We start from the raw sequence: 21,036 nt of genomic DNA, 5'->3' as shown, positions 1-21,036 counted from the left end.
TTGCGATGCAGCGGTAGTTCAGTTGGTTAGAATACCGGCCTGTCACGCCGGGGGTCGCGGGTTCGAGCCCCGTCCGCTGCGCCATTCAAAAGAAAAGTTTAGGTTGCCTGATAGACTTAAACTGAAATGATGCAAAGTTTGACAGTTTTGCAAAATCAGAACAAAATATTGTTTTGATCTTATCAGGGCGCTTAGCTCAGTTGGTAGAGCGTCTGCCTTACAAGCAGAATGTCGGCGGTTCGATCCCGTCAGCGCCCACCATATTTTAGTATTTATGCTTGGCATACATACAAAAAAGACCTTAATTGCTTACGCAATTACCGTTGCAGCGGTAGTTCAGTTGGTTAGAATACCGGCCTGTCACGCCGGGGGTCGCGGGTTCGAGCCCCGTCCGCTGCGCCATTTTTCATTCCCTGATGTGAAAAATGTATTTCAAAGTTCAAGACGACGTTCTTTGCTTGTCTTGCATCATAAAAAATAACGATGTTATTTTTTAATCTTCAGGGCGCTTAGCTCAGTTGGTAGAGCGTCTGCCTTACAAGCAGAATGTCGGCGGTTCGATCCCGTCAGCGCCCACCATATCCTTTCATCCTCATTTATCTTATATTACTTGCGTATTGCAATAAATTCGCCTAAAGTTTTATTTAATAATAATACTAATATCCGTGACTTATGCGAAATCCTTATCAACGTAAAGCTGCATCTAAGCAAGCAACGCAAACTTATAATGCACAAGATATTTACAAGCAATTTATTGAAACCATTGTGTCTCAGGGGCATGTTTTTGCATTGTATGAAGATGGCTGGGCGCTCTGTGCCACGCCTACAGGGCAACGTGCTTTTGCAATGTGGCAAAATAAAAGTCTGGCAAAACTGTTAATTAAAGACAATTGGGCCAATTATCAAGTCGAAGAAATTTCACTGAAAGATTTTATTGAAAAAGTGATTCCATTTTTACGTCAGGAAGCCACCAATATTTCGATGAATCTAAGCCCAGAAGGGCAGAATGTATTGGTTGCCCCTGAAAAGTTATTGCTTGATCTAAAAAATTATTTGTATCAGGTGTATATGCAAAAACCTGAATTTTTTAAAGATATGCAAATTCCTTTACCACGCTCGATACGTTTGAATTAAGCGATCTGCTTGCTAGATTTTATTTTTAATACTCATTCAGCAGCCAACCACTGATATAAGCAAAATACTCGCGTAACCATGCGTTATAGCGGGTATAGAGTGGTGTCGTTGCACTGAGCATGCTGAACTGTGTGTATCCTTGTCGTTTGGCAATGGCTGCTGCACGTGGTGTGTGAAAGTCGCTGGTGACAATTATAATCGGTTGGGTTTTATCTGTGCCTAATGTATGCAGCAAGGGCTGACTGTTTTTCAAATTAAGTGCCGTACTGGTGCTTTGGGTTTCCAAGATAATGTGTGATGCTGCAATTGCATAACGTTGTTGCAAATAGTTGGACATCACCTGCGCTTCGGTGAGTTGTTCCGCAAAAGCAGGGCCACCACTGACTATTAAATAACTTTGTGGATGCGCTAAGGCATAAGCGGCTGCGGTATCCAGTCGTTTGGCAAGCGTGGGCGATGGTTGTCCATTTTCAATGCCACTGCCGAGTACAATCACCACTTTAGCATTGTTGTCTACAGTATTTTGCTGCTGTGTACTGAAATGAATATAAGTAAAAAAGATCAGCAGGCTGATGCACCACAGCCAAAATATGCCCCAACCGAATTTCCACAGCCCATCTAAGCGAGTATGTTGTTTTAAGTGGCTTTGAATCCAAGTATAGAAAATCGCATAACACAGCAGCATCGTGCCTATTAAAACAGGTAAAATGGTGCCGAAATGGATTTTCTTTAAGCTGATGAGATAGGCACCATCCAATACTAAAATTAGCCCAATTAGGCTACTGAATACTCTTTTGAATAGATTAGGTTGTGTTTGTACGTGACTTGCTTGCATGCCTTGCATAATTTTATTGCACTGTGATGCTGTACAAACAGTATAGCCGAAGCTGCTGAAAAATTTTGCCTCAACTGAATTATGTTTCGGCTGAGGCTATGGATAAAACTTGGGTGAATTGCCAAGTTTTAGCTATAGAGCTACAGCGCAAGCCATTTAAAAAGTGTCAACAAATCCTAATACACATCTCGGCGATAACGTCCTTGCTGACGTAATTGTTCCAGTTGAGTCTCACCCAAAATATCTTTTAAGGCTTGGTCGACATCACTGGCCATGCCTTGAATGCTACCGCAGACATAAATCACGGCATTTTGTTCAATCCAGCGTTTTAATTCTTCAGCCTGTTCGCGTAACTTATGGTGTACATAGACTTTTTCGGCTTGATCACGGGAAAAGGCCAAATCAAGGCGTTGTAGCATACCTGTGCTTTGCCAAGCCTCGATGGTGTGCTGATAAAAGTAATCGTGCGCTTGCTGACGTTCACCAAAAAACAACCAGTTTTGGGTGTAATTCAGGCGGGTACGTGCATGCAATAAGCTCATTAATCCTGCAAGCCCTGTACCGTTGCCAATACAAATAATTGGGCGGTCATCATCAATTAAATGGAAAGATGGATTATTGCGAATGCGTAATGCGATATTTTGCCCAAGTGCAGCATGTGCAGTTAACCAACCTGAACCTAAGCCAAGCTCGCCTTGAGCATCGAATTTTTGACGCACCACAAGTCTTAAAACCTGTTGTGAAGGAATACTGGCAATTGAATATTCACGACTAGGCAAGGGTGAAAGTTGTGCCAATAATTCATCCGCAGTTTTAAATGTCTGAATTGGCGCGGTGAGGTCTTTATCTGCCAAAGCCTGTACTAAGGTTTGCTGACCATCAGCAAGAATTGTATTGGCATCGAGTTGATGCTGTTTTAAAAAGGCGTGAATCCGTGCAGTGCTGTTTTCAGGCTGAATTTCTGCAATATCACCTGCAGACCAATGCACATCATGTTGTGCTAACAGTTCAATATTGAAGGCGGGTGCGCCTAAACTGTTGGGATTTAGCAAGTCACGTTGCTGTAAGGTCCATGTATCAAAAGTTTTTTCGATATGCATACTTGGTAAGTCAAGTTGTGTGACCTGTACCAAAGCCTGATTCCAACGCTGTATGTCTGCAGGATTGGCATTATTTACTTCAATGGTATTGAACAAGGCATGTGCTTGATTACGTTGCAGCCATGCAGCAATCGTATGTCCAAAACGGCAGTAATGATCTGCATATTCACGTGAACCTAAAGCCAGTACTGCATAACGCAAATGACTCAGGTCACAGGTTTGCGGTAGGATTTTTTTCACAAAACTTGAGGTCAAATCGGGTGCATCACCTGTGCCATAAGTGCTAGCAATACATAACAGTTGGGTAGTGTTTTTAAGATCTTCAAGGCTGAGATGTTGCAGGGCTTTGACTGTGACAGGCTGATGTGCTTCTTGCAGACTAGTAGCGGTGCGCCATGCCAATTGTTCGGCAGTACCTGTTTGGCTGGCATAGACAATGAGCCAGTGTGCAGCATTTGGGTCGATCTGAAATTGAGTCTGGTTTTGACGTGCAGCAAGAGTCAAACGCTTTTGTTTACGACGTTGTAAATACAGCATCCAACCTGTGACGAAAAACAGCGGCATCATCAATGCAGAAAGCATGGCTAAAAATTGATAAACAGGCCCAAAGAAACTACCGCGATGCACAGGCAGCATACTGCTCATGATTTTTTCATTAAGCCGTTTGTCTACATATAATTCAAGTTGAGTAATACGTGCTTGTTGATAATCAAAAGTTGCGTTATTGCGGGCACGTTCATGTTGTGGAATGACATCGACAAAGTTAATTTCAATTTCACTATTGGTGTGTTTAGGCACATTAAAAGTGATACTGGAATAATCCTGCCCCAATTGCTGCGGGAAATGTTGCCATGCCTTCGTCAATGCCAGATTGATTTGTGCCTGATCCAGCGTATTCTGCTTGGCTGGTTTTGTAGTGTTTGCGCGGCGTCCTGCAGTTTGTGTTTGCGCAGCCTGATGAAGTGCTTGAGCATTTGAATTTACAGGTTTGTTGCGTCCATCTGCTTGCAATTGCGCTTGTGGTCTTTCCACACCCATGACTTTAAACATGCCATTGCGCCACCATTCATACGACCAATATAGTCCTGTGCATGCCAAAACTAGATAGAAAATCACCACCCACGTGCCGACTACCGCATGTAAATCCCAAATAAAATTACGTCCTTTTAATTGGGGTTTGAGTGCAAACCATTGTTTGAAAGAATGACGCTTCGGCCAGCGCAGGTAAATGCCACTTAGCACAAAGAACAACAACATGAGGGTACATGCCGCTGTAATTTGCTTACCAATAGGTCCTACGGTTAAATTACGGTGTAATTGCTGAATAAACTGGAAAAATTCACGTCCCCGAATTTCAGGCAACACTGCTGCCGAGTAAGGATTAATCAGGATATTTTGTCCACGTTTTGCACCTTCTTTCGCAATATTGATGCTTGAAGATGCAGCCGGGTCTTTTGCAACGGTGATGCTATTAATTTTATAGTCAGGTTGGGTACGCTGAAAATGTTGATAAATTTCTGCAGGGCTTAGTTTGGCTTTCTGCTCAACTTGTACCTGATAACTGTTCGGATTCATCCATTTTAGAATTTCTTGTTCGTAGGAATAAATCGCACCTGTCACGCCCATGAGTGACAAGATCAGTCCTGCAGTAATACCAAGGAACCAGTGAATTTGGAAAAAGGTTTTCTTCAGCATAAGCGTTGGTTGTTGAGTATGAATTGTGATGCAGAATAATGCAGAGATGAAGTTAATGCAAATGCTATTTATTCTCATTATCGTTCATTGTTTTAATTTTAAGCAAAAAAAACCTCCATCACAGGGGATAGAGGTTTATTTTTAAATAGGGATATTTAGATTTGCTTGGCTTCGCCTGCAGCTTCAGTCAAATGCTTGCGAATGGTGTTGAACGAAAAGTTCTTGCTGTCCATGCGCTTAGGCAGAATATAAGCACCTTGCTGACCTTTTACTTTGAAGTTCATCAAAATAAATTCAGGGGTGTTGTACCATTCATACACATCTTTCCAGCCAATTGCACCCACGCCTTCTTGAGCGCCCATTTGCTGACGCATCACGATACCGTGCGGCTGTACGCCTAAACGAATCCCTTTAATTTCTTGAACAGGAAATTCATTCATTTTTCGCTTAACGTACCATTCCAAGCCGTATTTACGCACGAGCAGGTAGAGCACCACACAGACAATGGCAACCCAGCAGAAAATTGTCGAATAATTTTTTAATAGCAGAATGCCTAAAATGGAAAGGGCAACAATCACACCCATAATAATCCATGCTTTCATGCCAATTTTATTGGTACTGCGCCAAATTACCAGTTGTGCGTGACGTTGTTCTTCTTCAGAAACTTCGTAGATCACAGGCTGTAGGGTATAGGCGTATAAACTTTTCGCGGTCATAGTGAAACTAACAAATTTAAAACTATAAAAAGTTTAGCATTAATTGCTGTCATGCAGTGAGTATATTGTCGCAAAATCATGCTAAGGTCGGTGAATACTTGTGCAGCTTAGGGCGAATAAGTAGGCACTGACCGTTTGCAGGATTGATTATAAAGACGCCAGTTCAGTTGCGTCCTGATCATGTTCGTGGCTTAAACTTTGTTTTAAGCGACTTAATTGTTGCAAGATACTCATCATCAAAGATAATTGCTGCAAAATAATTAATGATTTTTGATCTTCTTCTTTGTTTTGGCTTAAACGCTGACGAATGGTTTGCAACATGTTGTGTGCACTTAAATCTGGCGTTTCATCTTTCAGTAAAGCACCTTGAATATCGTCCATTGCTTGATCGAGCAGTTGCAAGACTTCCTGATCGTCAATTTTGTCACGATGCGCACCAAGTGCAGCAATATAGCTAATAAAGGTGTGATTTAGACACAAGAACTCAAAGGCTTGAGCTTTTTGATTGGGGTCAAAATCAGGTTCGGTGGCGAGTGTTGAAATCAGTGAAGCAACTTCTGCATCGGTATTATGAGCAGCACGGCGCACGACACGATAATTCAAACCGTTGTTGCGTCCATTTTTATATTGTTCAATCACTTCTGCCAAATAGCCACATTGCGCGGTGAGTGAGCGGCGAATCGTGCGTGATAAACGACGGAATTTCCAATCGGGGAAGATAAAACTCACGCCAAACCATGCTAGCGCACAACCAATTAAGGTATCGACCATACGTGGCACAGCTGCGGCATAGCCCAAACCTTCTAGGTTAAAATTCATCAGCGCCAAAATGGTCATAAAGGCAGTGGCTTGTGCATATTGTTTACTGCGCAATTCAAAGAACAACATGCCACTAATCACTAAAACCAGTAATTGCCCTTCAACGGACGGTACAAAATATAAAATGGTGTAGCCGACTACAATCCCTGCTAACGTCCCAATAATACGCAAACGTAAACGCCGTTTGGTGGTGTTAAAGTTAGGCTGCATCACAAACAGGGCGGTCAGTAAAATCCAGTAGCCATATTGAATGTTGGTGACTTGCACAAAAATATAGCCAATCAACAGCACAATCGACAAACGAATGGCGTGGCGGAACAAAACCGATTCGGGGGTTAAATGCTGCTTAATCCGAATGACAATATCATCCCAACTTTTTAAGTCATCATCTTTCAGTTGCTGTTCAATATGTTTGGATTTATCCAGTTTAATATTACGTTCGGTTTCAAGGTTACGCAGTTGAGCATCAATTGATTTCAGGTTTTGGTATAAGGCAAACAGTGCATTAATCCAGACTTGGTCATATTGCTGTTCACTGCGCAGTTTTTCTAAAGACTGTTTAAGATTTTCAAAAGCATGTTTAAAACGCTTGTTATGCACATAAGGTTTACGGTGCAAAATGCTTTCGCTTAAATCTTTACAGGCTTTGCCCTGAATCGACAAAATGCGTTGGAAGCGAAATAAAATATCGCTGTGCTGAAATATTTTCGCCAGTTTTTGATAATCAATATGTGCAGAGTCGGCACGTTCGTGAATGTCTTGTGCGACAAAGTAATATTGTAAGCTACGTCGGGTATCTTTTTGCCCGCGGTCACCTTTTAAACGGGTCAGTAAAGCGGTTTTTAAGTCGTTAAAAATCGCAATTAATTTGCCATTTTCAAGTGATAAATCAATGATACTTTGTTGATAACTCGGTGCAGTCATATCCACATCAAATAGATTTGATTTGGCAAATAAAAAATCACCCAAAGAAGAATAACTGAGTGAAAGTTTGTCTTGTAAGGCACGAACAGGGAACAGTAAAAAGCTGATGGTCGAAATTAAGCCGTACCAAATTGCGCCCGAAACCAAAAGCAGCGGCTGCATGTACCAGTCATCAAATAGGTTGACGCCAAGCATGGAATAGACTGACACCACCAAACAGCCATAAGAAATGGTGGCATAACGTCGTCCGAGCGAACCGAGCAAAATTAAGACAATACACGACAGGATTAAGCCTGTAGCAAATAAAATAGGATGCGGAAATAAAAACTGAATTGATGTGGCGGTAACAAAGAAACCAATATAGGTATAGAGCTGATTGACAATACGCACCGAAAAACGGTCATCAATATCACTCAAACCTGCGGCAAGCACACCTAAAGTTAAAGGAATAGTGGCAAGCTGCATCCCCATAAAATAGGGAACAAAAGCAGTTCCCGCAAATGCAATGAGCATGCGGATGTTATACATAAATGTGGTGTTATAGGTCGCTTGTTTGAGCTTTATCAGCCAAGGTTTCAACATCATTCCTTTAAGTAAACTTTTCTGTCTAAACAGAGATTTATGCTGCAAGATGAAGGTTTGCGTACATTGTAACTGTAGATGAGATGTTTAGAGTGCCTAATATGTGAAAATTCATCTTTGATCACAACAAATCATACTATGGAGCGTGTAAGCTTGTCTGTACATCTGTCATTTCATCATAAAATATGAGCATATCGAAAACGCTGCCAAGTTCAAGCAGTACGCCACCATCTAGGCAACAACCCAACATGCGGCAATATTCGACTGCGTGGATTTTATTGTTGGCGTTATTGACTTCGCTTGGGCCTTTATCGATTGATATGTATTTGCCTGCCTTGCCCGTTATGGCAAGCGAGTTTGGCGTATCGACCCAAATGGTCGCAAACAGTTTGCCTGCCTACTTTTTAGGTTTGGCATTGGGTCAACTGATTTACGGGCCGCTGAGTGATCGGATTGGACGTAAGCCGCCTTTATATTTTGGCTTGGCACTATTTTCACTCGCCAGTATGTTGTGTGTGTTTGCACAAAATGAATGGGGACTGATTGCTGCACGTATTTTGCAGGCTTTGGGTGGCTGTGTGGGTGTGGTAATTGCACGAGCAGCTATTCGTGATCGCTTGGATTTGCAAACATCCGCTCAAGCTTTTTCGAGCATGATGATTGTGATGACCATTGCGCCCATTATTGCACCTACGCTGGGCGCATGGGTACTTAGATGGATGAATTGGCAAGCTATTTTTGTAGTGCTGACCTGCGTTGGAATTATTTGCTGTTTATGTGTGCACTTCTTTTTTAAAGAAACTTTGGCGAAAGAACGTCGTTTAAATTTGAACTTTCAGCAAGTACTGACCTTATATTTTGCCATTTTAAAAGATCGTGATTTTCGTTTTCCAATGTTGGCAGGCTGTCTGACTGGTGGGGCATTGTTTTGCTATATCAGCGGTTCAAGTGCAGTCATGATGGATCAATATGGCTTGAGTGAAACAGCTTTTGCTTATGTGTTTGGTGCCAATGCGATTGGTATTATGCTGTTTTCGACCCTGAATAAAAAAATCAGTGGCAAATTGGGTGTGTTACAACGCTTAAAATTGGGCAGCATGATTCAACTGAGTGGTGCGGTCATTCTACTGCTTGCAGGTAGTTTGGGGTATGCACCTTTGGCATTGGTGATGGTCGGTTTATTTCTTGCCGTGTCTGGGATTGGTTTTACAGGCCCGAATGCCATGGCACTAGCTATGGCAAAACAAGGCGCACGTGCAGGAACAGCCAGTGCGGTCATGGGCAGTGTGCAATTCTTTTGTGGCTTGATTGGTGGAGTGTTACTCAACTTTTTAACAGGTAGTGCTTTGCTGAATATGGCTGTATTAATGCTGCTATTTATTGGGTTTGGGATGTTTGCCGTTTTTCATATTTTGCAACCTCAATCAGATTGAGTTGGGGTCAATACTTTTTCAAATGGTGATTTTTTTCGAAAAAATCGGGCTTTTTAACAGAACTGAAATATATACAATAGTCTAATGGTGGTGTAAATACTTGAATAATCAACCTATTTAAGGTGTTGAATTTTATATGGTTTAATTGTTTGAATCTGTAATTATGATTAATTGTGATTTCTTATTCGGGAAAACTGATTTTAATAAACGTCATAACTTGATAGATTGAAGCCTGTAATAAATGACACAAATTGTAATATTTTAAATATTTGGGTGTCTTGGACTATTTGGCAAAAGTGTTTTGATTTTTAAGCCATTTTTATAATTCGATGTGAAATCGATAGATGACGAACAAAATCATCATGCACGGATGCAGCGTTGTTTTATTTTGGAGAGATAAATGAGTCAATTACTCAACGGTCAATTTATGATCAAAGGTTTAGCTATTGCCGTTACAACATTAATGGTAGGTACTGCACACGCAGCAAAAACTGAGCAACAACAAATTCAAGAACTTCGTCAAGAAGTTGAAGCGTTAAAATCGTTAATTCAGCAACAACAGCAAGTACAACAACAGCAGCAAACTCAAATTGCCCAAGTACAACAGGCGAAGCCTGCTGCACCTGTAAGTGCATTAAGCAGCTTAAAGTCTAAATCTGGTGCAGATATTTCTATTTATGGTTCGATCCGTGGTGATGCAAACTATATTATTGATGGTGCGGATAATGATTTTAACGTTACTCACAAAACAGGTGAAAATAACGTAAAAGATAAATTACGCGCTACACCAAAAGTCACGCGTTTAGGTTTAGATTTTAGTACGCCAATGGGTGACAATAAGCTAGGTGGTAAAGTTGAAGTTGACTTTGCAAGTGCTGATAATGTCAACTCAGAAAACTTACGTATCCGTCATGCTTATTTGACTTTAAATAACTGGTTATTTGGTCAAACGACTTCAAGCTTTGCTTCAGTACATGCGCCAGAAATGATTGACTTTAGTACGAACATTGGTGGATCAGGTGGTTCTGCACGTGTGCCACAAGTACGTTATAGCCAAAAATTAGCGCCAGCAACTCAGTTATTTGTTTCTGCTGAAGAAGGTAATAGTAAGGCGACTAAAGATGGAGATTTGAGCTATCGTTTACCAGTTTTAACAGCAAAAGTGACTCAAGGTTTTGCTGAAGGTAAAGGTTTGGCTTCTGCACGCGCATTGGTTGAACATTATAAATCAGATGAAGCAAATGATGACAAAACAGGTTGGGGTGCAGCTCTAGGTGCGAATTACCAAGTTGCAGAGCCGCTTAAAGTATCTGCTGATGTTGCATATATGAAAGGCAACAGCAACCATCTATATGGCAGTAATTCAGCATATTCAGTTGTAGGTAATAGTATTGAACAAAACGAAGCAGTTGCTGTACAAGTGGGTGCAACCTATAATTTCTCACCTAAACTACGCTCAACTTTAGCCTACGGTGCTTTATTTGCCGATGATGGTACAGACTATGCGCGTGCAGCAGCTGCAGTACCTAATACTAATGCTAATGCTAACGAGAAAGTACAACAAGCGTGGATTAACTTTATCTATTCACCTGTAAAACCAGTCGATTTAGGTATTGAGTATATCAACGGTGAGCGTGAAACATTTGCTGGCGAAAAATTCAGTGATGACCGTGTAGGCTTTATGGCGCGCTATAGCTTCTAAGTCGCTACTTTTCAGCAAAATCCAAAACAGAGCTTAATATTAAGCTCTGTTTTTTTATGTATAAAATTTATAGCATTAATTCAATAACTTAAATTTTATCCAGTTTAAAGGAATGTTGTAACTTTCTCTTATAGCTGAAAACAATCATTAAAATTTATAGAAAAAAACGCAGAAAATAGCAGCTTTTTGTCAAAAAAAATGCATAATGATCGACCTTTAATCTTGCTGTTTTTTATCAAGTGGTTGAATATCTTTATCGGAAGGTATTTATCCACCTCAGATATTTTGGAGCTTATATGAGATTACCTCTCAGTGTTAAGCCGATTCAGTTGTTTGCACTCGAAGTCACCCCGAAAGTGAAATTGCTGTCTTTTGTCTTTCTTTTCTTCTGTTCTAGGCAAACGCAGACCATAACGCTTGAGTGAAACCTAAGGATTGGGTTGGCTCAGCGAAACGCATACATCTTAAACATCGGTCAAATACAATACTGTTTACATACTTTGTATTGCGGCATTTTTTAGTTGATTTAGAGTCATAATGATGCAAATGCTTTGGTTTGCATTGACAGCTCTTCATCATATTAAAAATAATCTGCAATCACTATATGGATATTGCCATGGAATTTACTTTTAATGCGTTTTATACGCTGATTGCTGCGGTCATCGTCCTGCTCTTAGGGCGACTTTTAGTCAATAAAATTGATTTTTTAAAACGCTATAATATTCCTGAACCTGTTGCAGGTGGTTTAGTTGCCGCTATTGTTTCATTGTTGGTGAATCAATTTTGGGGTTATAGCATTACCACCAGTAGCGCATTGCAAACCAGCTTTATGCTTATTTTCTTCGCCTCGATTGGTTTAAGCGCGAACTTCACAAAATTGCGTCAGGGCGGAATCGGTTTAATTATTTTCTTGATTGCAATTTCCACATTTATTGTGTTGCAAAACATTGTCGGCATTAGTCTTGCAACATTGTTAGGTATTGATCCACTAATTGGTTTAATTGCAGGATCGATTACTTTAACTGGCGGTCATGGTACAGCAGGTGCGTGGGGTGAAATTTTAGAAACCCAATATGGTATTCAAGGTGCTTTGGCACTGGGCATGGCAAGTGCGACCTTTGGTTTAATTATTGGTGGTTTAATTGGTGGTCCACTGGCTAAAACTTTAATCAATCGTCATCAATTGGCTGTACCACGTACCGACGAACAAATTGAAAAACGCGATAATACGCCTGCGGATCAAGATTCCAATGAGTTTATTCCATTTGAATATCCGCATCAGGTGCGTTTAATCACAGCAGATAATGCAATTACTACTTTGGGTTTATTTGCAGCGTGTTTGGCATTTGCCGAATTTATGACAGGCGTTGCCAAAGGCAGCATGTTTGAATTGCCAACTTTCGTTTGGGCATTGGCGGGCGGTGTGGTTCTGCGTAATGTCTTAGAAAGTATTTTTAAAGTTAATATTTTTGACCGTGCGATTGATGTGTTTGGGAATGCATCTTTATCGTTATATTTGGCGATGGCGTTGTTGTCACTCAAACTATGGCAATTGGCCGATTTGGCAGGTCCGTTGATGGTGATTTTAGGTGCGCAAGCACTCACAATGGCGTTATATGCAGCTTTTGTGACCTTCCGTCTTATGGGGAAAAACTACGATGCAGCCGTGTTGGCAGCAGGACACTGTGGTTTTGGGATGGGGGCAACGCCAACAGCAGTCGCCAATATGCAGGCCATTACCAATATGTATGGTCCATCTTATAAAGCGTTCTTGATTGTGCCGCTGTGTGGTGCATTCTTTGTCGATTTAATTAACGTTGCGGTGATTCAATCTATTCTAAAATTCTTTGGTGGCTAAGCTCCAAAGCATTCAGGCTTGATTCAGTCATCCACAAAAAATGCTAGTTCAATTGAACTGGCATTTTTATTTGATCGATAGCATTTTTATTTTAAGCCATGAAATGCAAGAATGCTGTATAGACCAGGAAACTACCAATTAAACTGAGCCAAACAGGTAGTTTGGATTTTAATAATCCAATCACCAAAACAATAAACAGCAGATCAGCAATACTCAAAATATGACGCTGTGCCATTTCGAGCACCATATACAGCAGCAAACCGACTACCGCTGCATTAATCCCTGTAACCGCATGACGAATATAGGCTTGCTGCATCAACCAAGACCAATAAGGCAAAGTCGAAAATACTAAAAAGAAAGATGGCAGAAAAATCGCCAACGTGGCTAAAGTCGCATTCAGCAGCATTGATTCTGTCATTGGAATCAAACTGCCCAAATATGTTGCAAAGCTGAACAGTGGACCAGGCACCAATTGCGCTATGGCATAACCCAAATCGAACTGTTCTGCACTGACTAAGCCTGTGCTAACAAAATCTTGATGCAATAAAGGCAAAATGACATGCCCTCCGCCAAAGACCAAAGATGCGGCTTGATAGAAACTTAAATTGGCTGCATAGAGTAATTGAGGTTGCAGCCAGTTTAGACCTGACAGCACAATAAAGGGTGCAACAAAAAGTACTGCCCAAAATACAGCATAACGACGATGTTTGAGTAAATGTGCCGCAGTAAAATGCGTATCTGTCGCCCGTGTATTGGTGGATGATGGTGCAGCAGTCGGTGCTGCGCGTTTCGCCATCCAAATGCCAAAACAAGCTGCAATCAGAATCACTAAAACTTGATTGAAGCTCAAGGGCATCAGATAAATAAATAGGGCAGAAGCAAACATTAAGGCATATTGCCAAACCGTTTTACAAAAACTACGCAACATTTGCCAAAATGCCCAAGCCACCACGGCCAATACGATCAGTTGAATACTGTGAAAGCTATTTGACGACAGTACATCTAAATATTGATGTCCCAAAACTGCAACCAATGCCATAAACAATGCGGAAGGCATGGTAAAACCCAACCACGCTAGGACTGCGCCCCAATAGCCTTTTTGCAAATAACCAATCGCTAACCCCACCTGACTACTAGTTGGGCCAGGTAAGAGTTGTGCAAGTGCGACAATTTGTGAATACTGGGATTCATCTAGCCATTTGAGTTGTTGCACAAAACGCTGATGGAAAAACACCAAATGCGCTGCAGGCCCACCAAAAGACAGACAGCCTAATTGCAGAAAAATCCAGAATAATAAGGAATAAGAAGGTGTTGGCATATAATTTTAGACAGATTCGACTTGTGCGCCACTGTAGTCGCTAGACGTGACAGTTTAACGAATTACTACAAGGATCGGTTAAAATAATAGATAGACTATGGGCGCTCATGCAAGGCGAAACAAATAGCATCAGTGGCATGGTTAAGATGGTTGCTGTATCAAGTTAGCTGATCAACCTTGTCACGATTGGCGGTGAAATATCGACTGAAACCTATGGATTCAAGAAGGTCATTATGAAAATTGGGTATGTATCTCTTACAGCATTATTGATGGTGGGATGTCAGGCAGTGCCATCACAGCAGCAATTTTCGACTCAAACTTTACTTGAGTCGCAGCCCGTGGTTGAAGCAAAGTCACGCCTGAATCAAATTGATTTTCGTCAGTTAAAACAACAAAAAAAACGTCCAATTGTTGCATTGGTTTTGGGCAGTGGTGGTGCTCGTGGTTATGCACATATTGGAGTAATTGAAGTACTTGAGCAGTACGGTATTCATCCTGATTTTATTGTGGGCAGCAGCGCAGGCAGCATTGTCGGTTCAATTTATGCCAGTGGTAAAAATGCACAGCAATTACGTGAAATTGCCATGAATATGAAAGCCAATGATGTGCGGGATGTGACTTTAGATTTAAAAGGCTTTTTTGATGGTAAAAAAGTTGAAAATTATGTCAATGCACAAGTCGATCAACTCCGTTTGGAGCAATTTAAAATCCCGATGTACGTGGTGGCGACTGAATTAAAAGAAGGCAAAAAAGTTGTATTTAATTATGGCAATACGGGTCAAGCGGTGCGTGCGTCAGTGTCTATCCCAAGTATGTTTGTACCTACTAAAATTGCAGAACATGAATATGTCGATGGTGGTTTAGTGAGCCCTGTACCTGTCAAGGTTGCACGCGATTTAGGGGCAGATATTGTGATTGCCGTGAATATTTTGGCGCAGCCTATTCATACTGAAACCAGTAATGTGTGGGGATTGTTTAACCAAAATATTAATATTATGCAAAAGCATTTGGCCAATGAAGAATTGAAACTGGCAGATGTGGTCATTCAACCCGATTTACGTGAAAAAGCCCATATTTTTGATGTGAAAGGGCGCGAAGCGACCATGTTGGCAGGCGCAGAAGCAACTGCAGCGCAATTAAATAAAATTGATCAGGTCTATCAACAGCATCATTATGCGCATGGGCATAGAATTGTAGACTATAAAGTGAGTAATACTTTTGGGCTTTATGGACAGTTTAAATAGCTGTCCAGATCCTTCATTTAGGTCAATTCAATGAAATCAACAGATTTAACTTAAGTCTAATTAGGTGCTTGATAAAAATAACTTTAATGTTAGATTGCTTAGATTTATTCTTTGTAAGTATTTGATATTATAGTTTAAAAATAAAGATACCATAAAGATATCTAAATACTGAGATGAGGTATTTAGACTTAAAATCAATTTTTTAGCGTGTTCTTTCGCACCGTTTCCATTTATTCTATGTAGCATTTACTGAATTCGTTTTTTAAGCAGTTTACCAATTGAACATGCTTCCAAGACAGCCTAACTTTTGTGCTTCAGGACTTTAAAACTTTATAAAAAATCGAGGGGATACTTCATGCACGGCTTTGAAATTGGACAGCAGGTGAAACTTGCCACTATGGAGCAAGTTATTTTTACAGTGACGATGATTAATCCAGATGGTTCTTATGTGATTGAAGCTGCACTGAGTACCGAACAAACTTTGACTTATAGCAATGTGTCGCAGGAAATGCTGCGCTTGGTTTAAATGTCGCAGCGAAGTTTGAAAATTTACGGGGAAATTGAACTTTTTTTCGTGTAAATTCGCCGAAATTTGCTTGAATAATCCATTGAATAAAAGATTTTAGATTGTTTTTTGAACACTTGAATCAGGGGGAATCACGTAATATTCAATTTGAACAAATATTCTAAAAAATCAGAAATGGATTAAAAAATAACAGCTTGGGAGTCTTAGTCTTTAGTCTTATAATTTTAAATAAATGTTATCATAAACAATATAAATAATAATGATGCAGTTGTTGCCGAAATGAACATTCAAACTTTTATAAACGCGATATAATAATAGGCTCATATCTTACTGTCTTTAAAAGAGTCTAGAGAACGCGATGTCACCATTAGATCAAATTGCCCCAGTGTTAGATGACCAGTCAGAATTAACCATGACCGTGTTAATGACACCCGACATGGCAAATTTCTCAGGGAATGTACATGGTGGAACAATTTTAAAACTATTAGACCAAGTGGCGTATGCATGTGCAAGCCGCTATTCGGGTAGTTATGTGGTGACCCTTTCGGTTGATAAAGTGAACTTTAAAGAGCCGATTCATGTGGGTGAATTGGTGACTTTCCTTGCTAGTGTGAACCATGTCGGTCGTACTTCAATGGAAATTGGGATTCGTGTAGAAGCACAAAATATTCAAAAGCGTACAGTGCGCCATACCAACAGCTGTTACTTCACTATGGTTGCTGTCGATGAAAATGGTAAACCAAAACAAATCCCTGCGTTGAAATTAGACAATGACTGGAAGCGTTGCCGTTTTGAAGCAGCAGAGCAGCGTAAAGTAGCACGTTTGCAAGAAAATCATCATCCATCTTGCAGCATTTATAAGAAAACTGAACAAAACTAAATTTTCATCAAATTTAGCTGAAAACCTGTTTGCAATTGTAGACAGGTTTTTTGTGCCTATTTTTTAATTTTGTCCAAGGCAATATTGATTGGCTTTGTAGATAAACAAAAACTGAGTAAACCGAGAGAGTGGCGGAAAACTCAGTTTTTGTATTCGATTTACATTTTAAATGTATCTAAGTTTTAAGGCTGTTGCGTCGATGCAGCAGGGGTTTCAGTGCTTGCTTCAGATGCAGGTTGTGCAGCAGCTTGTTCTGAAGCTGGTTCAGCCACAGTTTCCTGCGTTGAAACAACCACTTTTTCCTGTTCTGTTGCTGTCGATTCAGCCTTTGCAGCAAAAGTAGTTGCAGTGGCAAAAGCAAAAGTTGAAGCGAGTAAAATTTGTGTCAATTTCATGGTTTGGCATCCTTATTTAAAGTTTTTCATGAGTAGTAGGGAGTGCTCAGCACAAGCATTAAGTAAAAAAACTTATTGCGGCTAAAGTGTTCAAGTCAGTCATCACCTGATTTGAACGGGCTGAACAGGAACTCATGCTAAAGAGCCAAAGCTATGGGATCAATGCTTGCAACAAAGCAAAACAATGACGGTTACTTGAACCGCACAATGATGATGAATAGGTCGTAGTTTGGTAATTTTTGTTTTAAATATGCAGTCAAATCCAATCAAAATGGCTGTGTTTTCCGCAATAAAATTGCGTGGTTGGCAATAAAACATAACATCAAGCGGCTAAAACTCGTGTATTTCCCCAAATAAGTTGCAGATCATCACGTAATAAATGTAAGCGAATTTTTCAAATCATGATGGTGATAGATGTGCTGAAATGAATAAATTTCAGTGTGTTTAGATTCAGATTGAACTAATCGCTAAACTTGCTTAGCATGCTTGAGTTGTTTGAAATTCAATAAAGTGAGCTTATTTTGAAATTAATTGCACCACAAAAAGCAGTCCCGACGCATATTATTTCTGGTTTTCTCGGTGCAGGAAAAACCACCTTATTGAAACAGTTACTCAGCCAAAAACCAGAACATGAAGTTTGGGCGGTGCTGATGAATGAATTTGGACAAATCGGGGTCGATCAACAACTCTTACCTCAGCAACAGGGTTATCAAGTCAAAGAATTATTGGGCGGTTGCTTATGTTGTAGCAGCCAATTGCCTATGCAAATTGCTTTGTCGCGTTTATTGTCCGAAGCGAAGCCTGACCGTTTATTCATCGAGCCGACAGGTTTGGGGCATCCTGCGCAACTCTTGGAACAACTGACCGAACCACATTGGCATACGCATTTATCGATGCGCGCCTTGGTGACGGTAGTAGATGGTTCGCGTTTGCATGATCAGGCGTGGACGCAGCAAAACCTGTATGCCGATCAGCTCAAAGCTGCACAAATTATTGTGGTGTCACATGCAGACCAAATGCAGGCGGCAGATGAGCAAGCCCTCATACAACTACAACAGGAATATCAAGCCTACGCGCAAAAATGGTTGAAAGCAGAACAGGGTCATCTGGCTTTGACCGAAATGGATATACCGTATGTCGGTACACAGCGTAAAATTCAGCCGTTGCTAAAATTGCAACAGAAGGTCAGCTCTACAAATCTGCAAGAGTCTGCAGAAATCAAACAATTGCCATATCACTATGTCGAAACTGCACAAGGATATGCAGTCGCAGGTTGGAAATTGCCTAAACGTTGGCAATTCGACTTTTATCCCTTATTAGATTTACTCTGTGAACAGCAAGATTGGCTGCGTATTAAAGGAATTTTTTATACCAATCAGGGTTGGAAAAGTTTCAACTTCAATCCGCAGCAATTTAATTATCAATCTACCGATGAAGGCATAGACAATCGGTTGGAAATTATTTATCAAAGCGAGCGTGATTGGGAAAAATTTGAGGCTGAACTATTGGCGTATCGGGTCGATGCTGCTGCGGTTCTAGACTGAAATCTATACGTTATCGGGCAAACGATACAGCAAAATCACAGAAAATCCATTATGCTTAGTGGCAAATTTAAACATAGTTTTAGGAATAGACAATGGCGCTGAAAGCGACAATTTATAAGGCAGATTTGAACATTGCCAATATGGATGTGCATCAATACGGTGACTATCAGCTCACCATGGCATTGCATCCTTCTGAAACTATTGAGCGATTGATGGTGCGTATTTTGGCATTCGCACGTTATGCAGATGAAGCTTTGGAATTTACCAAAGATTTATTTGAAACCGATGAGCCTGCTTTGTGGGAAAAAGACTTAACAGGGCAGTTAATTAAGTGGATTGAAGTCGGTTGCCCAGATGAAGACAAAGTCAAAAAAGCCAGTTCGCGTTGTAAGCAAGTTGCGATTATTGCTTATGGTTCATCGGTAGATGAATGGTACAAACGTAACAGTAAAATCAAAACTTTAAATAATGTTGAAGTGTGGCAACTATCGCCAGCGAGTACCGAAGCCGTTCAAGCTTTATGCGAACGTACCAAGCAATTGCAGTTGAATGTAATGGATGGCGAATGGACATTGATTGGCGATCAGACACAGGCTCAGATTGAGTGGACACAGTTGCAATAACACTTGCACGAGCTGGAAATTATCTTAAACATCGAAGTGTAAATATTTGGAGATGAACATGAGTGCAGAATTAGAAATTATTGATTTGGTGGTGGGTGAGGGGAAAGAAGCGGTTAAAGGCGCTTTAATTACTACGCATTACACAGGCTGGTTGGAAGATGGCACCAAGTTTGATTCATCCTTAGACCGTGGTAACTATTTTGAAACCGTGATTGGTACAGGTCGTGTCATTAAAGGCTGGGATCAAGGCATCATGGGGATGAAAGTGGGTGGTAAACGCAAACTGATCGTACCTGCGCATTTGGCTTATGGTGAGCGCAAAATGGGCAATATCATTCCTGCTAATTCTAATTTGATTTTTGAAATTGAATTGTATGATGTGAAAACACGCGATCAATAAACACCTTTCAACTTAGCCAAACCGCTAGAATTTAAGTCATTCATCCGATGCCAGTAAGGTCTAGCATAAATGACTTAATTTTTTACTTCAAATTTAGTGCAAGAACGATTAGATTAAAAAACAAGCACAATAGGACTTTTGCATTTTTGAATTTCACTCGGATGTGGCACAAGTGTGCATTGCTCTTCTTAATTTTACTGTGCAGTGTACTCACACCACCGCGTGTGTTGGCGCAGTATGAGTCTGCACCTGAATCTTACTATCTACATCAACAACTGCTCAATTCTGTTCAATTTACTGAAGATCAATCGAGTATTTTGACTGGGCGATGGTTGTTTTATCCGTAACAATTGATTCAAGAACCCAGTGCGGTACTGGCATCGAATACCGTTGAATTGCCTGCTTCATTTGAAGATTTAATGGGCAATGCCAATACTTACGGCACTTTTATTGGGCACTTTCGAATTCCAAAAGAATTTCTAGGCAGACGTATTGCGATTTAGATTCCCAACCAATATGGCGCCTATCGGGTATTTTTAAATGGCGATCCACTGGTGCGTGTTGGCACAGTCGGTGCAGATGCGAGTAGTCACCAAACCGAAAATGCCCCACGAATTGCATATTTTGTTCCTGAAAGTGAATATTTTACCCTGACCATTCAAGCGTCTAGCTTTCAGAGCTTGCAAGGTGGTTTAAAAAATCCAATGAAAATTGGTTTAAGTCGCACCATCAATCAACAGTATCAGCGTTTGATGATGAGTATTGCCATGATTTGTGGGGCAGTACTTGGTATTGGTTTGTTTACCTTGATGTTTTCGGCATTTAGTCTTGCAAATGGTGGAAAGACCAAGCGTATTTTTATTTTCGGCATTTTTATTGTTTTTCTGGCATTACACAATTTATTTTCTGCACCCTATGCCTATACCACTTTCCTGAATTTAAGTTGGTCTTGGGGAATAAGACTCGAATATTTATTTAGTTTTTTAGCGATTTTATTTTTCCTGAGTTATATGTTTTTGCTCAGTTCGGGCTATTTGCATCGTTGGGTATATAGCGCGGCAATGCTGTTATTGAGCTTTAATATTGGGGTGACGCTGTGGGCAGAACCCACTATTTTTCAGCAGTTGGCATTTTATAGTTCTTTTTTCTTTGTTTTGATTTTGGCAAATTTTGCCTATGGATTTTATCCACTGGAGCGAAAAACCTCGTGGTTCAGCACGAGGATATAAGCGACTGGAGTAAACCATATGAACGACACGAAATGTCGTTTTAAATACTTGTACTATAGTCACTATTAAGAAAAATACT

At 40.5% G+C, this 21,036-nt stretch carries 19 protein-coding genes and 4 tRNA genes; 17 read left to right on the top strand and 6 right to left on the bottom strand.

The window, feature by feature from the left end; genetic code table 11:
- Window positions 1-7: 7 nt before the first annotated feature.
- From AC07E5_RS12215 to AC07E5_RS12195, 5 genes are all read left to right on the top strand, one after another.
- Window positions 8-84: transfer RNA gene (locus tag AC07E5_RS12215), tRNA-Asp, on the top strand.
- 101 nt (window positions 85-185) lie between these two features.
- Window positions 186-261, top strand: a tRNA-Val gene (locus AC07E5_RS12210).
- A 64-nt stretch (window positions 262-325) separates the two neighbouring features.
- A tRNA-Asp gene (locus tag AC07E5_RS12205) sits at window positions 326-402 on the top strand.
- Window positions 403-503: 101 nt separating this feature from the next.
- A tRNA-Val gene (locus AC07E5_RS12200) sits at window positions 504-579 on the top strand.
- 93 nt (window positions 580-672) lie between these two features.
- Entirely contained in the window at window positions 673-1,134 is a 462-nt protein-coding gene (locus tag AC07E5_RS12195) for a DUF2750 domain-containing protein (protein ID WP_004977378.1), read from the top strand.
- Window positions 1,135-1,159: 25 nt separating this feature from the next.
- Here AC07E5_RS12195 and AC07E5_RS12190 read toward each other — a convergent pair whose 3' ends face one another.
- From AC07E5_RS12190 to yccS, 4 genes are all read right to left on the bottom strand, one after another.
- Window positions 1,160-1,978: a YdcF family protein gene (locus AC07E5_RS12190; RefSeq protein ID WP_253106282.1), complete on the bottom strand. Its 819-nt coding sequence runs from the start codon at window positions 1,976-1,978 to the stop codon at window positions 1,160-1,162.
- 167 nt (window positions 1,979-2,145) lie between these two features.
- A complete protein-coding gene (locus tag AC07E5_RS12185; RefSeq protein ID WP_498625565.1) occupies window positions 2,146-4,764 on the bottom strand; it encodes a PepSY domain-containing protein in 2,619 nt (872 codons plus the stop codon).
- A gap of 155 nt (window positions 4,765-4,919) precedes the next feature.
- Complete coding sequence (locus tag AC07E5_RS12180; RefSeq protein ID WP_004977388.1) at window positions 4,920-5,480, bottom strand: SdpI family protein; 561 nt, start codon at window positions 5,478-5,480, stop codon at window positions 4,920-4,922.
- Between the two features lie 147 nt (window positions 5,481-5,627).
- Window positions 5,628-7,802 (bottom strand): YccS family putative transporter, encoded by a 2,175-nt coding sequence (gene yccS, locus AC07E5_RS12175; RefSeq protein WP_131261543.1) that lies wholly within the window; start codon window positions 7,800-7,802, stop codon window positions 5,628-5,630.
- A gap of 251 nt (window positions 7,803-8,053) precedes the next feature.
- Between yccS and AC07E5_RS12170 the strand changes: the two genes are divergently transcribed.
- The 3 genes from AC07E5_RS12170 (at window position 8,054) to gltS (ending at window position 12,798) form a co-directional block, all read left to right on the top strand.
- A complete protein-coding gene (locus tag AC07E5_RS12170) occupies window positions 8,054-9,238 on the top strand; it encodes a multidrug effflux MFS transporter (protein ID WP_131261542.1) in 1,185 nt (394 codons plus the stop codon).
- Between the two features lie 400 nt (window positions 9,239-9,638).
- Window positions 9,639-10,940, top strand: a complete 1,302-nt coding sequence (locus AC07E5_RS12165) for a DcaP family trimeric outer membrane transporter (RefSeq protein WP_498625563.1) — start codon at window positions 9,639-9,641, stop codon at window positions 10,938-10,940.
- Between the two features lie 616 nt (window positions 10,941-11,556).
- Window positions 11,557-12,798, top strand: a complete 1,242-nt coding sequence (gene gltS / locus AC07E5_RS12160) for a sodium/glutamate symporter (protein ID WP_498625562.1) — start codon at window positions 11,557-11,559, stop codon at window positions 12,796-12,798.
- A gap of 91 nt (window positions 12,799-12,889) precedes the next feature.
- Here gltS and chrA read toward each other — a convergent pair whose 3' ends face one another.
- On the bottom strand, window positions 12,890-14,116 hold the full coding sequence (chrA, locus tag AC07E5_RS12155) for a chromate efflux transporter (RefSeq protein WP_498625560.1): 1,227 nt from the start codon (window positions 14,114-14,116) through the stop codon (window positions 12,890-12,892).
- A 233-nt stretch (window positions 14,117-14,349) separates the two neighbouring features.
- Between chrA and AC07E5_RS12150 the strand changes: the two genes are divergently transcribed.
- From AC07E5_RS12150 to AC07E5_RS12140, 3 genes are all read left to right on the top strand, one after another.
- Window positions 14,350-15,360 carry a patatin-like phospholipase family protein gene (locus tag AC07E5_RS12150; protein WP_498625559.1) on the top strand — a complete coding sequence of 337 codons (1,011 nt, stop codon included), beginning with the start codon at window positions 14,350-14,352 and terminating at the stop codon, window positions 15,358-15,360.
- Between the two features lie 355 nt (window positions 15,361-15,715).
- A complete protein-coding gene (locus AC07E5_RS12145) occupies window positions 15,716-15,886 on the top strand; it encodes a hypothetical protein (protein WP_004977313.1) in 171 nt (56 codons plus the stop codon).
- A gap of 358 nt (window positions 15,887-16,244) precedes the next feature.
- Window positions 16,245-16,766 (top strand): acyl-CoA thioesterase, encoded by a 522-nt coding sequence (locus AC07E5_RS12140; protein ID WP_004977311.1) that lies wholly within the window; start codon window positions 16,245-16,247, stop codon window positions 16,764-16,766.
- 182 nt (window positions 16,767-16,948) lie between these two features.
- Here the strand turns inward: AC07E5_RS12140 and AC07E5_RS12135 are convergent, their stop codons facing one another.
- Entirely contained in the window at window positions 16,949-17,161 is a 213-nt protein-coding gene (locus AC07E5_RS12135) for a hypothetical protein (RefSeq protein ID WP_004977309.1), read from the bottom strand.
- A gap of 521 nt (window positions 17,162-17,682) precedes the next feature.
- Here AC07E5_RS12135 and AC07E5_RS12130 point away from each other — a divergent pair.
- The 6 genes from AC07E5_RS12130 to AC07E5_RS12105 all read left to right on the top strand — a co-directional run bounded on the left by AC07E5_RS12130 (window position 17,683) and on the right by AC07E5_RS12105 (window position 20,957).
- Window positions 17,683-18,705, top strand: coding sequence for a CobW family GTP-binding protein (locus AC07E5_RS12130; RefSeq protein WP_096901474.1), 1,023 nt, complete (start codon window positions 17,683-17,685; stop codon window positions 18,703-18,705).
- 92 nt (window positions 18,706-18,797) lie between these two features.
- On the top strand, window positions 18,798-19,328 hold the full coding sequence (locus tag AC07E5_RS12125) for a YaeQ family protein (RefSeq protein ID WP_498625557.1): 531 nt from the start codon (window positions 18,798-18,800) through the stop codon (window positions 19,326-19,328).
- Between the two features lie 58 nt (window positions 19,329-19,386).
- The gene (locus tag AC07E5_RS12120; RefSeq protein ID WP_004977304.1) at window positions 19,387-19,728 is read left to right on the top strand and encodes an FKBP-type peptidyl-prolyl cis-trans isomerase; all 342 of its coding nucleotides are present in this window, start codon (window positions 19,387-19,389) and stop codon (window positions 19,726-19,728) included.
- A gap of 161 nt (window positions 19,729-19,889) precedes the next feature.
- Entirely contained in the window at window positions 19,890-20,075 is a 186-nt protein-coding gene (locus AC07E5_RS12115) for a hypothetical protein (RefSeq protein ID WP_317097809.1), read from the top strand.
- A gap of 3 nt (window positions 20,076-20,078) precedes the next feature.
- Window positions 20,079-20,231: a hypothetical protein gene (locus tag AC07E5_RS12110; RefSeq protein ID WP_317097810.1), complete on the top strand. Its 153-nt coding sequence runs from the start codon at window positions 20,079-20,081 to the stop codon at window positions 20,229-20,231.
- Between the two features lie 51 nt (window positions 20,232-20,282).
- Complete coding sequence (locus tag AC07E5_RS12105) at window positions 20,283-20,957, top strand: hypothetical protein (RefSeq protein WP_498625556.1); 675 nt, start codon at window positions 20,283-20,285, stop codon at window positions 20,955-20,957.
- Window positions 20,958-21,036: the final 79 nt, after the last annotated feature.

It is taken from the genome of Acinetobacter seohaensis (assembly GCF_056431365.1).
The sequence above is the reverse complement of the archived record's forward strand: the minus strand, read 5'-3'. Positions and strand labels throughout refer to the sequence as shown.